The organism is Acidisoma sp. PAMC 29798, assembly GCF_030252425.1.
In the GTDB taxonomy this organism is placed as follows: domain Bacteria; phylum Pseudomonadota; class Alphaproteobacteria; order Acetobacterales; family Acetobacteraceae; genus Acidisoma; species Acidisoma cladoniae.
Genome location: NZ_CP126994.1, coordinates 2,258,625 through 2,270,719, shown reverse-complemented (window position 1 = coordinate 2,270,719; position 12,095 = coordinate 2,258,625). Strand labels below are relative to the sequence as shown.

The following is a 12,095-nucleotide window of genomic DNA, read 5'->3' as shown; positions in this document are numbered from 1 at the left end:
GTTCCGCCGTCCCCTGCCGTTCCGGTTCTGATGGGGTGGACGCCCCCCGACGGCATCGATGTGCCAAAGTGGAGGTGTTGATCAACCACTTGAAGGAGGCGTCCGTGTCGGAGGTTAGCACGATCGGTTTGGATATAGCGAAGCAGGTGTTCCAGGCTCACGGGGCGGATGCGTCGGGGCATGTCTTGTTCCGCAAGAGGCTCACCAGGACGAAGCTGATCGAGTTCTTTCAGTCTCAACCTCGGTGCCTGGTCGCAATGGAGGCTTGCGGTGGCGCGCATCATTGGGGGCGAGAGATCGCGAAGCTAGGCCATACAGTCCGATTAATACCGCCGATCTACGTCAAACCGTTTGTGAAGCGGCAAAAGAATGACGCCGCCGACGCCGAGGCGATTTGCGAGGCGGCCCAACGGCCGAGCATGCGTTTCGTTGCGGTCAAGGACGAAGCGCAACAGGCTAGTGGCGTCGTGTTTCGAGCGCGGGACGTGCTGGTGCGCCAGCGCACGCAATGCATCAACGCTCTACGGGGGCACCTGACGGAGTACGGCTGGGTAGTGGCCAAAGGAGCAACGCATATGCCGACGCTGATCGACCAGATCGAGGACCCGAACTGCCATTTGCCTGAGAGTGCACGCGCCGTTTTAAAGGTCCTCATTGCAACCCTGAGGTCGCTGGAGGAGAACATTGCCGTCCTGGACAGCGAGATCGGTCTACGTTCCAAGGAAGACCCCGTCGCGCGCCGATTGATGACGATACCAGGCGTTGGCCCTATTACGGCTACAGCGATCGTGGCGCTCGCGCCGCCGGTTGAGACGTTCAGAACCGGCCGCGACTTTGCTGCCTGGCTCGGTCTGACGCCGTTGCAGAGATCGACCGGCGGCAAACAGCGCCTAGGCGCGACCTCGAAGATGGGTGAGCGAACGATACGCCGCCTGCTCATCATCGGAGGTAGCGCCGTCGTGCGCCAAGCCTGCATGAGGGGCGCTGCGGAAGGGTCGTGGCTCGCGCGAATGCTGGCGCGCAAGCCACGGATGCTAGTGACTGTGGCATTGGCCAACAAGACAGCCCGGATCGTTTGGGCGCTGTTGGCAAAGGGCGGGGTCTACAGAGCTCCGGTCGCGGCGGTGTAACTTGCCCGCGATCGTGGGGGCGTCGAGGGCGTAGGGGCGGTCGGAAGGAATGTATGGCGCAAGGGTCGAGAGACGGGATCAGGAAGCCAGTTTGCAACAATGTGCCTCGAGCACGCGGTTCTGATTTGGACCTGGTTCGCGAACTCCCATACGGGCCCGCGGCAGATGAATGGCCGCATCAGAGGCCGGACAGATGTCAGCACCCAACCTACGCGCAACTCATTCCAAACGATTTTCCTTGCTCCCGTGGGGGCGTCCACAGATGTTGCAAATTTGACGGACCGATTCGCCTGGCACATGTTTGCCTGCTGGTGTTATCAGCGGCGAGCATGTGATGATCGAGTTCAAGGGCAGTCAAATCGAGCGGGACGTGATCCTATTGGCTCTGTTCCAATCTTTGGCGACGGGCGCGTTAAGCGGCCAATCGGGTCAGTTGGCTTGTTACGCTGCCGTTAGATCAAGCTGTTCGCGGACAAGCTGGAACACCTCGGCGAGGGCCGAGGCGCCAAGACCGAAGGCGCGCTCGACAATGCGGGCTTCGCCGCGAATGTCGCGCGTGATGTTGAAGGCCGATGCTTGTCCCTTGCGGAGCGCCCGCATCACCTCGAAGTCCTTGATCGTTGCATAAGCCGTCTTCCGCGTCTTGAAGCCGCGGACCGGCCGAATCAGCTGCTTGAGCTTGCCGTGGTCAGCATCGATGACGTTGTTCAGATACTTGACCTGTCGATGCAGCGTCGCATCCGGGCATTTGCCTTCCTTCTTCAGCGCGGCCAAGGCGATGGCGTAGGTCGGCGCCTTGTCGGTGTTGATGACCGTGGGCCTCTCCCAGTCTTTCAAGCCGTTCATCGCCTTGCCTAGGAAGCGCTTCACCGCCGCAGTATTGGGTGTCGGCGAGAGATAGAAGTCGATCGTGTTCCCGTGCTTGTCGACGGCCCGGTACAGGTAGGCCCACTGGCCTCTGACCTTCACGTAGGGCTCATCGACGCGCCAGCTTGTCGAGCGCGGCGTCGGCCACTGCCAGCGCAGCCGTTTCTCCATCTCAGGCGCATAACTTTGAACCCAGCGGTAGATCGTCGAATGATCGACCGAGACGCCGCGCTCGCCCATCATCTGCTCGAGATCGCGATAGCTCACCCCATAGCGGCAATACCACCGGACCGCCCAGAGCACGATCTCACCCTCAAAATGACGCCCCTTGAAGTCCGACATGGCAGACCTCGCTCCCTTGCTCGAACCCCATCCCGACGGACAAAGCCAAAGTCTGCAACAGAGCCTTAGAAAGATACATAAACCCCCCGAAGCGCATACAGTCGACCACTGCTGCTACGCTGGAACAAGCTCACCGACCAAACCTGGACAACTATCTCGATCGACTCCCGGGAATGGGCGTTGCGATCGCGGTCAAAGGAGCTTTGGTATAACGCTCTGTTCGTGTCGTTAGGTTTTCTTACAACCATCGTACAAGTCTTCTGCACGTGAAGCCGATGAGACGGGATTCATCCAGAGGATATAGTTTCCAGTATCCAAAGAAAGAGTAGAGGATCCGTCGAAATCGTCAAGGAAGATCAGCTCTTCGAATATAACGTCGATCCGGTATTCCGCGTAGACGGCCTCTTCGACATCCGCTTGAAAATCGGGTTCCAGGCCATCCAGATTGATCCTCATCGCGTGAATGCGGTAACTCGTACCTCCGATCTCGGCTGCGCCGCCCAGCAAAATCGAAGGATCTTGATTCGGGCCTTCTTCCTGAAGCTCTTTTGGCCAATGTACCTGCGGCATCAGAACCGGCATTCGTACTCTCCTAATGCAAATTTCCTTGCAGCCTCAACTAGGATAGATTTCGATACTCCGCATTACTGTGTCTGCAACGTGCTCCTTGGTGATAACTCCTAGCACGCGCTGCGGCTCATGATCATGTACCTGGCTAATGACGATGGCCATACTTGCATGCTTTCTTCCCATCATGGTGATCACATCGAAGGCGACATTGGTCTCTCTAACGATCGTGAAGCTCTTTTGCATAAGTTCCTTCAGCGTGACGTCGGGAGGCGTAGTCTGGAGTGCGAGACGAAGATCGACGCCCACATGCAATCCTCCAACGATGACGCCCTCACGTGTCACTACGACATGCTGCAAACCGCCTTGTGAAGCCGCCATTGCGGCAAAGGTCGCAAAAGGGACGGTCTCCTCGAGGACGAGTAAGTCTCGTTCCATAATGTCGGCAGCACTATGCACAAGGAACATATTGGCATGCAGCGCTTTCGGTATCGGATGGCCGCGCCGAACGAGCTTCAATGTATAGAGGTTTTCACGTGACACCATCCGCCGCACACCGAGGGCGAGAGCGACGGCCAGGATCATCGGCAGAACGATGTTATAGTCCCGCGTCATCTCGAAAATCATCGTTACGGCGGTCATTGCCGCACCTGTGCCGCCTCCGACCATGGCGCCCATGCCTACCATCGCGAAGGCTGGCAGGCTCACGGGAGCGCCGGGAAACAGCATCGTCACAATGGAGGCAAAGGCAGCGCCGAGCGTCGCACCAATGTAGAGAGATGGGGAAAATACACCGCCGGACGAACCCGAACCCAAGCTAATCGAAGTGGCCAAAAGCTTACAGACGCAAAGGAGTATAAGAAACGGTGCCGACGTGATGTGGCCATACAGTGTGGCCTGTATAGTCGAGTAGCCAACTCCTTCTGTGTAGTAGTGTCCAGCCGTGAGCCAGAGGATGTACATCATGATCCCGACGACCAGCATTCCTAGGGCATGGCGGGTATAGCGCCCGGGAATCCTGTCAAAGCCGTCTTCGACCCAGTGCAGACCACGAATGAAGCACGCCGCCGACAAGCCGATGAAAGCACCCAAGAGGGCATACAACGCGAGGGTCAACACGCTGCTGGGCTCGTTCGGAATTGCCGCAAGACTTGTAGGAACACTGAACGCGGGCTGGGATCCGAAGAAGAGTCGGCCAATGAAAGTGGCGGTACCTGTTGCGACCGCGACCGGCAAAAACGTATTTACACTGATTTCGGGTAGCATCAATTCCGTTGCAAACAGGACGCCGCCAATCGGCGTGTTGAACGTGGCGGCGATACCGGCGCCCGCGCCCGCAGCGACAAGCGTGATGCGTTGGCCAGCCTGCATACGGATCATTTGCCCAAGGGTAGAGCCGAGCGCGGAGCCTATTTGAATAATCGGTCCCTCTCGTCCTACGGCGCTCCCACTCCCGATGGCGAGTGCCGACGCGATTGATTTAACGAGCGCCACGACCGGCCGTATGATGCCACGTTTATAGTAGATAGCGTCCATTACCTCAGGCACGCCGTGGCCCTTGGCTTCTGGCGCGAAGTTTGAGACGATCCAGGTAACACCCATACCGCCAATCACTGGGACGAGGATCACCCAAGGCCCCCAGGGACTTGCAGGTGTAAAAAGACTAGCGTTGTAGGCAAAGTCAAAGTGTCCAAGGAACATGACGTTGTGGACCAGCCCGATGAGACCACGGAAAACAACGGCGCCAACACCAGTGATTACACCGACGATGAGGGCGAGAAGGGAGAGTGGTAGGAGACTGAGCCGGTTCGCCTCGGGCTCCTCCCGACCGGGAAGTGCCTTAGGTGGGCGGGTGGATGTTTCGACGGACGATGCCATGTGGTCAGGTAAGTCTCGCACAGTGGAGTTATCGGTCATTGCATTGTCCCACATTCAAGGCTAGCCAAAGGGCAGCGAGCGGATCGTCGGCTCGTGCCGGAGTAATTGAAGACTTAATCGAGATCCAAGAAAGGATCACGTCCGTAACGCAGCCGTGAAATCATTTATCTTCAGAAAGAATCGGCTTCGTCACGACAGTTCACGCCAGCTAAATTATAACCCGGTCAGTTTCCACGTCTTCTACTACGCGGACAGTATTCTCGGCATTGAAGGTGGAACCCCAAGTTTCGGCCAGTTGAAGGCGATCCCTGATCATAATCCGCAACCATGTTTAATGCTTTGTAGGCTTTACGAAATCCGCGCGAGCTATCAAACCTGCACTCGGCTATCATTGTCACAGGGCCAGGGAATGAACACCCTATTTCAGGCATTGACAATGCCGCTTCGCAGGATGCGCATGCGCGGCACAGTCAAACTCGTGGATCCTGTAGAGACATATCGCCCTTCGAGTCTTAAGAAGAAAAGCGATCAGAAAATGTAAACAAAAGGGAGGTATGCGGGTTCTGTCGCAAATTTGGCCGACCGATCCGCTTGGCGCATGTTTGCCGGCGAGGGTTTCAGCGGCGAGCATGTGATGATCGAGTTCAAGGGCAGTCACTTCGAGCGGGACGTGATCCTATTGGCGGTCCGCTGATATGTCGCGTATCCGATCGGTTCTGTCAGTCCTCGCGCCACGAGCGGAAATGTTGGATGTCTCTACCAAACGGGTAAACTGAGCGTTGGACGATAGGTAGGGGCGCCGGGATGGATTGCGTTGGCTGTGGCTCGTCGGCGGTAAATGAACGCCGGGAGGTCACGGCACGAGGCTACCGGCGATACCGATGCCGCGATTGCGGGCGGCAGTTCAACGAGCGCAGCGGTGGGGTGCTGAACCGGGCCTGCCTGCCGAGCGACATCATCGCCTTCGTGGGGTTCTGCCGGCTGCGCTACCGGCTGACGCTGCGGGACCTGAGCGAGATTATGGCGTCGCGCGGGATCGAGATAAGCCACGAGACCGTCCGCGACTGGGAGGTGAAGCTGTTGCCCATCATGGGTAACGCGCTGCGCAAACGGCGTCACGGGACCCGGCGCGCAGCCGGCGTCAGCTGGTATGTTGACGAAACCTATCTGAAGGTCCGCGGCCGGTGGTGCTACCTCTACCGGGCAATCGACCGGGACGGAAACTTGATCGACGCGATGCTGAGCGAGCATCGCGACATGCAGGCGGCCAAGGCCTTCTTCCGCTCGGCGCGGGCGACCATGGGCATTCGGCCGGATCTGGTTACGACAGACGGTCATGGCTCCTACCCGAGAGCGATCCGCATCGTGCTGGGCAAGACCGTGCAGCACCGGACCAGTGTCTATCTGAATAATCGCCTTGAACAGGACCATCGCGAGATCAAAGGTAGGATCCGATGTATGCGGGGGCTTAAAAAGCCACGAGGCTGCCGATCGCTTCTGCCGAGGACAATGGGACTCCGCACTCTTCTTCGCCCTCGTCGCCGTCACAACCAGATCGTCTCCGCCTCTCTCCGCCGCGCCCGCTTCGCCAAAGCAACCTTCATTGCGCTCAACATTATGCAGAACGCGTAAATCCCGACGTGCCCCTTGCCAAAGACAAGATCTCTGGCGCGAGAGCTGACAGAACCCATCCAGTGATCGGTAAAGTCGATATCACAATGTTGTTATAGAAAAATAAAAATGGCCAGCACCGTTATCGGTAAACTCTAATATATTGTAAGATCCTTCTCTTTATGCTGAGTTAATTTGCAATTTTGCTTAAATAACATTCTGTGAAATAATGGACGAAGAAAAACGGCGAGAGATCGCCTTGCAACGTTACGATATTATCGATACGCTTCCCGAGCCGAATTTCGATCGCATAACCAAACTAGTGGCATCCATTTTTGGGTTGCCGGTCTGCACGCTTTCATTCGTTGATCATGATCGATTTTGGTTCAAATCGAAGTTCGGAGTCGATGCAACCGAAATGCCGCGTAGCACGGCGTTTTGTAATGAAACAATCCGCAGTAATGAAGTTTTTGTGGTAGCTAATGCGTCAAGGGATCCACGCTTCCTGAACGCGCCCGTTGTTGCCATGCCCCCACATTTTCGATTCTATGCTGGAGCTCCCCTGGTTGCTCCATCAGGTGCATGCGTCGGGTCGTTATGCGTTCTCGATACAGAATCGCACCAGGAGTTTTCGATAAATGATAGGTCTATTCTAGCGGCCTTGGCAGCAACGGTGGTCGAGCTTCTCGAGGCCCGCACGCGCCAAATTGCGCTAGCGGAGCGGAATGCCCAGATCGAGTTTCTGGCCAAGCACGATCCACTCACTGGTCTTGGTAACCGTCGACGCCTGCAGGAAATGCTGGAGGAGACGCGCGATGAATCCCATATCGCTCTGTTCTATCTTGATCTCGATGGCTTTAAGAATATCAACGATCGACTTGGGCATGCCGTTGGAGATACCTTGCTTAAGCAAGTCGCCGATCGTATTCAAATCAGCCTACCCGCGGCAGCCCATGTAGCTCGGCTCGGGGGAGATGAGTTCGCCGTCGTTCTACGTGATGGCATTAGCATCATGTCGACGGCCGAAAACCTGGCCCGCGATCTTGTTATGGCGATTGGACGTCCTTATCAAATTGACGATCATTCTCCCGAAATCGGTGTTAGCATCGGGGTTGCAATAGTTCGTGGAGATTACGGTCTCGACGCCAGTTTGCTCACTGCGGACAACGCTTTGTATGTGGCTAAAGTGACAGGTCGCGGGCGCTATCATATCGTCGATATGAGGGTTTCAGCAGTTGCTAAACCAGCAAGAACGTGATACCAGGGCGAACAAAGTTGATAGATCAAAACATTAGCTAAGAGCGCCTTTCAAAACCCTTGTACGCGAGAGCTGAATGAGGGATGAAGCTGTATGGCTTCTCCTGTTGTTTCTGACGATCTGTGGGCGCTGATAGAACCGCTCGTTCCTTTGCATCCGAAAGGCGGTCGCCCGCGTGTTTCCGATCGCGCCGCCCTGACTGGGATCATGTTCGTTCTGCTGAGCGGCATTCCCTGGGAGATGCTGCCTCAAGAGATGGGGCGCGGGTCTGGCGTGACCTGCTGGCGACGTCTTCGGGACTGGCAGATGGCCGGCATATGGGACGGTCTGCATCGTGAGTTGCTGCCGTGCCTGCATGGATAGCGCGTCCATTGCCGAAAAAAGGGGGGTGAAACGACAGGGCCAAGCCCCACGGAACGCGGGCGCCCCGGCACAAAACGGCACATCGTCACGGATCGACAGGGTATTCCACTCGCCGTCCTGCTGAGTGGCGCTAATCTTCACGACAGCCGGATGCTCGAGCCACCCCTTGACGCCATTCCGACCATCAGCGGCAAGCGGGGACGCCCACGACGCCGCCCGAGCAAACTCCACGCTGACAAAGCATACGATTACATGCGCTATCGCCGAGCCTGCACTCAACGCGGCATCAAACGTCGCATCGCTAGAAAAGGCATCGAGAGCGGCGCTCATCTGGGAAAACACCGATGGGTCGTCGATCGGACTTTCGCCTGGATCTCTCGGTTTCGCCGTCTCACGGTCCGTTACGAACGCAGTACCGATATTTATCTCGCCTTCACCTTGCTCGCGTGCTCTATCATCTGTAGTCGCTTACTCACATCATGGTTTTGAACGGCACTCTGAGTATGAGCCGCGTGTCCTGATAACAAACAAGCTAAAGAGCTACGGTGTGGCAAAGCGTGAACTGCTCCCGAACGTCGAGCATCGAGCGAGCCGCTACCTGAACAACCGCGCTGAGAACTCGCATCGGCCGACCCGAAGGCGAGAGCGGCAGATGCAGCGATTCAAGTCGATGCGCCAGGCACAGCGTTTCCTGACCGTTCACGCTTTCATCTCTGGGAACTTCCGCCCAAGGCGCCATCTGATGACAGCGAGCCGCTATCGTGCTGCGTGTGCAACAGCCTTCAAGAAGTGGACACAGGACACGAGCGCGCAAAGCGTTGGGTGATCGCTCCCCTATACCTGCGCTCGGGCTACGCCTGGGCTTCCCCAGTTAACGTGACAATGCCTCGTCAAGGCTTGGAATTCTTCCATCCTAGAGCGCCGATAGACGAAGTTACGGCCGAGCAGAATGCCAACATCGACCGATTGCTGGCTGATATCAGCTTGTAGCTGACCTTGGCCCCCGGATCGTCCTGGTAAGGCTCCGGGAGCCTATGGGTATCGGTATGACCCGCGGTTTGCGCTGCAAGCGCTAGCGTGACGCGCGCCTGCTCCAAGCGGTCTCACGCCGTGAGCTCCACCGTATCACATTGGAAGAGGTTTGTGACGGAAGTGGTCTGGTCATTCCTAGTCATGGCCACAGTGGAAGCCGTACCTAAAGGTAACGCCATGGCGCCGATGCCAAAATTCCAGCCATCTTGTGGACAGCGGGCAAATGCCTCGATATGGCATATTACTCAGATGATTTTTATGCTTTCCTGCATTCATCGCTCTCTTGCGCATTGGAGGCGGGCTGAAAGCATTTAGGGAGGCTAGACGTGGTCGGGCGTATGACGTTGTGAACCCTTGGAACCGGGTCGATCCATCGCATCCTTTGCTCTGCCTATTCCATGGACGTTGAGGCACGCCGCATTGTCATTGTGGGTGGCGGGATCGCATCCTTGGCCGCTGGCATCGCACTCAAAGAGCGTTCCCCAAGATTAGACGTGGACCTTTATACAGCGGCTGACGATAAATTACTCGGTGGGCAACTCGCGAGTTGGGATGAAAATGGCTATCCGATAGAGCACGGTCTTCACTCTCTCTTTGACTTTTACGAATCTATTCTGCCGCTCCTCAAAAGGGCCGATGCCCTAAGCAACTTTACCCGCGCTCCAAAGCATATCTTTGTCTTCGAGCGGGGAGCAATCCGTAAATTTCATCCAAGAACGTTTTTTCTGACGTATAGCGGCTTTAGTACCTCCGAAAAGATCTCTCTACGCCAAGTACTCCCCGCTATTGCCAGGATCATCTATGACGTGAAATTGCGAGGATTCAGTTCGCTGGATAAATATGACGCGCTCGACCTCCGCGAGTATGGGCGGTTGATCGGTTTGCCCGAATCCATACTGCAAAGTAACTTCGTGCAGCAATTCTATGACGCCGGCTTCAATGAGCCACATCATCTCTCCGCGACGGTGGGCATCAGTTCCCTATATCGCATATTCAAGAGACCTGGTCTCCTGTTTTTCAATTTCCCGTCGCGGGATGCGATCATAATGCCACTCGTGGAGTATTTTCAGAAACTGGGCGGAAGACTTCATCTTAAGCATCGACTGACGGATGTGCAGCCCACGCCCGCCGGAGACCGGATCAGTCACGTCCTCATGGAGAATACGGAAACGGGCGAAGTCCTCACTGAGAACGGCGACAGTTTCATCCTTGCCCTCGGGTTGGAGGACTTCAAATCGCTTAAGCTGGGCGGCCTTGAAGCGCTGCCCTATTTCAAGCAGATTCATAGCCTGACCACTGTATCGAGCATGTCGATCCAGGCCTGGTTCAAGGAAGACCCGATTCCGGCTTACATAGATACAATCGTCAACGGCTTACCTCCGCCGTTCAGTATCTTAGGGCCGATGACCCGCGTGCGCGGGAAGGCCGGCAATCGGCCGCTGCCATTTGAGATCATGGCCACGGGACCCCAATCAGGTTATGAGAGCTGGAGCGATGATGATCTGAAAGATAAGTTCTTCCAAGATCTACGCACTGTTGGATTTACTATTTCCCACGATCCGGCAGAGCAGCACGTCGTGATACGCAGAAATGACGCGGCGGTCCATCGCTACCCGTTGACCATTCCGGGTCAGCTCGCCCTCAGGCCCACCGTGCAGAGTCCCATTTCAAATCTGTTTCTTGCGGGGGCATGGATTAAAAACTCGTTTCCATTGCCGTGCGTCGATGCGGCGACCGAATCGGGTCTCAAAGCGGCGCAGCTTATTTGCGATGGCGCTACAGAAAAGTCCATTCTGGCTGCTGCACCTATGCGCCGAGCGATGCCGCGGACTCATTCTCTTGTTTTGCCTCCGCCATACCGCTTTAAAAGCGTGGTCGCTTCAGCGTTCCTGCTGCCAAGCCATTGTTCGCGCGTACAAGCCGAACTCCCCCCTGGATTGATCCTGCTGCCCCGTTTTGAAAATCAGGTCCTACTGAGCGTGTTCCATCACGGCCATGTCAGCGCCGACCATGACACGACCGGAGCCGTTTATGCCTACAACGAGTGTGTCATAGCCGCTCTTGTGCGCGAAGCTGACATCTCGATGATATCCGGCCGTAAACCGAGATTCGGCATATTCCCGCTTGCGATTTATCTCGACAACGACGTAGCCACCGCCGCCGGCCGGGAGGTTTACGGATTTCCGAAGAAATTCGCTGCCGTCAACCTGGGTTCCGAGGAGGTTCAGGTCACAAGACCTGGACTTCCGTCGGGTGAACACGGCGTCGCCGTCAGACCACTACCTCTGATAGCGGGAAGTTGGAGGATCTCGACCGAACGTCTTTCGCCAAGGCAGGCGGGTCTGAGCTTGCTCACGGCGGCCTTGGATTTCGTTTCAGGGCTGCCGAAGAACGAGACTGTCGAGACACTCGCGAGCCTTGCCGTCTATAACATGATCGGTCTTGTCGGCTCGCCGGAAACCGCTATTACACGCGTAGGCGTGACGGATTTGAGAATTAAGCGGTCCTGGCACATTGCCGATGCCAGATTCACCTTTGGGAACTCCCTCACCGACCCAATCTACGAGTATTTTGCCACCGGCATTGAAACCCACGAAGGATTAGGACTCAATCTCGAGTTTTCGTTGAAGGAAGCCAGTAGGATTTGACCTTGGGGCAGCGGGAGGAAGCCCTCGATCTTCCCCCAATTGCGTGGACACAGGTTCAGGCTGCCATCTGCTCGGCTTGGTCGGGAGTGAGGTATCCGAAGGCGGAATGGATCCTCTGGAGATTGTAGTAGCCCTCAATATAGGCGAACAGATCGCGCCGCGCTTCGTCGTGGGTGTTCCACCGTCGGTACCGTACGAGCTCAACCTTGAGCGTATGAAAGACGCTCTCCGTTGGCGCATTATCGTAGCCGCAGCCCGTCCGGCTCATGGACGCGATGGCACCGAGAGCGGCCAATCGACTGCCATAGGGCTTCTGGAAGGCACTCGACGAGGTGTCGCCGACCACGCGGCATCAGTAAGCGACCGGTGATGGCCGCCTTGTCCGAATGAAGGGTTTTC

Annotated in this window: 7 protein-coding genes and 3 pseudogenes; 6 read left to right on the top strand and 4 right to left on the bottom strand. The window is 56.5% G+C overall.

Features of this window, described 5'->3' with window-relative positions; genetic code table 11:
* The first annotated feature begins 104 nt into the window (after positions 1–104).
* Positions 105–1,130: an IS110 family RNA-guided transposase gene (locus tag QP803_RS11010; RefSeq protein WP_284947885.1), complete on the top strand. Its 1,026-nt coding sequence runs from the start codon at positions 105–107 to the stop codon at positions 1,128–1,130.
* A gap of 441 nt (positions 1,131–1,571) precedes the next feature.
* On the opposite strand, the gene QP803_RS11005 is transcribed toward QP803_RS11010, so the two are convergent.
* From QP803_RS11005 to QP803_RS10995, 3 genes are all read right to left on the bottom strand, one after another.
* Positions 1,572–2,339 carry an IS6 family transposase gene (locus QP803_RS11005; protein ID WP_284947782.1) on the bottom strand — a complete coding sequence of 256 codons (768 nt, stop codon included), beginning with the start codon at positions 2,337–2,339 and terminating at the stop codon, positions 1,572–1,574.
* A gap of 228 nt (positions 2,340–2,567) precedes the next feature.
* Complete coding sequence (locus QP803_RS11000; RefSeq protein ID WP_284947781.1) at positions 2,568–2,921, bottom strand: hypothetical protein; 354 nt, start codon at positions 2,919–2,921, stop codon at positions 2,568–2,570.
* Positions 2,922–2,954: 33 nt separating this feature from the next.
* Positions 2,955–4,823, bottom strand: a complete 1,869-nt coding sequence (locus QP803_RS10995) for a chloride channel protein (protein ID WP_284947780.1) — start codon at positions 4,821–4,823, stop codon at positions 2,955–2,957.
* Positions 4,824–5,588: 765 nt separating this feature from the next.
* Here QP803_RS10995 and QP803_RS10990 point away from each other — a divergent pair.
* The 5 genes and pseudogenes from QP803_RS10990 to QP803_RS10970 all read left to right on the top strand — a co-directional run bounded on the left by QP803_RS10990 (position 5,589) and on the right by QP803_RS10970 (position 11,696).
* A complete protein-coding gene (locus QP803_RS10990) occupies positions 5,589–6,416 on the top strand; it encodes an IS6 family transposase (protein ID WP_284947779.1) in 828 nt (275 codons plus the stop codon).
* A 208-nt stretch (positions 6,417–6,624) separates the two neighbouring features.
* Positions 6,625–7,653, top strand: coding sequence for a sensor domain-containing diguanylate cyclase (locus QP803_RS10985; protein ID WP_284947778.1), 1,029 nt, complete (start codon positions 6,625–6,627; stop codon positions 7,651–7,653).
* A gap of 93 nt (positions 7,654–7,746) precedes the next feature.
* Positions 7,747–8,505: pseudogene (locus QP803_RS10980) on the top strand (IS5 family transposase).
* Between the two features lie 34 nt (positions 8,506–8,539).
* A pseudogene (locus QP803_RS10975) lies at positions 8,540–8,842 on the top strand (DDE-type integrase/transposase/recombinase); the annotation flags it as partial.
* Positions 8,843–9,446: 604 nt separating this feature from the next.
* The gene (locus QP803_RS10970) at positions 9,447–11,696 is read left to right on the top strand and encodes an FAD-dependent oxidoreductase (protein ID WP_284947777.1); all 2,250 of its coding nucleotides are present in this window, start codon (positions 9,447–9,449) and stop codon (positions 11,694–11,696) included.
* A gap of 55 nt (positions 11,697–11,751) precedes the next feature.
* Here QP803_RS10970 and QP803_RS10965 read toward each other — a convergent pair.
* A pseudogene (locus QP803_RS10965) lies at positions 11,752–11,979 on the bottom strand (IS3 family transposase); the annotation flags it as partial.
* Between the last annotated feature and the right edge of the window lie 116 nt (positions 11,980–12,095).

Excerpts from the sequence above, each read along its gene's own strand:
- QP803_RS11005 (WP_284947782.1), bottom strand. The coding sequence starts at position 2,339 with ATGTCGGACTTCAAGGGGCGTCATTTTGAGGGTGAGATCGTGCTCTGG.
- QP803_RS11000 (WP_284947781.1), bottom strand. The coding sequence starts at position 2,921 with ATGCCGGTTCTGATGCCGCAGGTACATTGGCCAAAAGAGCTTCAGGAA.
- QP803_RS10995 (WP_284947780.1), bottom strand. The coding sequence starts at position 4,823 with ATGACCGATAACTCCACTGTGCGAGACTTACCTGACCACATGGCATCG.
- QP803_RS10990 (WP_284947779.1), top strand. The coding sequence starts at position 5,589 with ATGGATTGCGTTGGCTGTGGCTCGTCGGCGGTAAATGAACGCCGGGAG.
- QP803_RS10985 (WP_284947778.1), top strand. The coding sequence starts at position 6,625 with ATGGACGAAGAAAAACGGCGAGAGATCGCCTTGCAACGTTACGATATT.
- QP803_RS10970 (WP_284947777.1), top strand. The coding sequence starts at position 9,447 with ATGGACGTTGAGGCACGCCGCATTGTCATTGTGGGTGGCGGGATCGCA.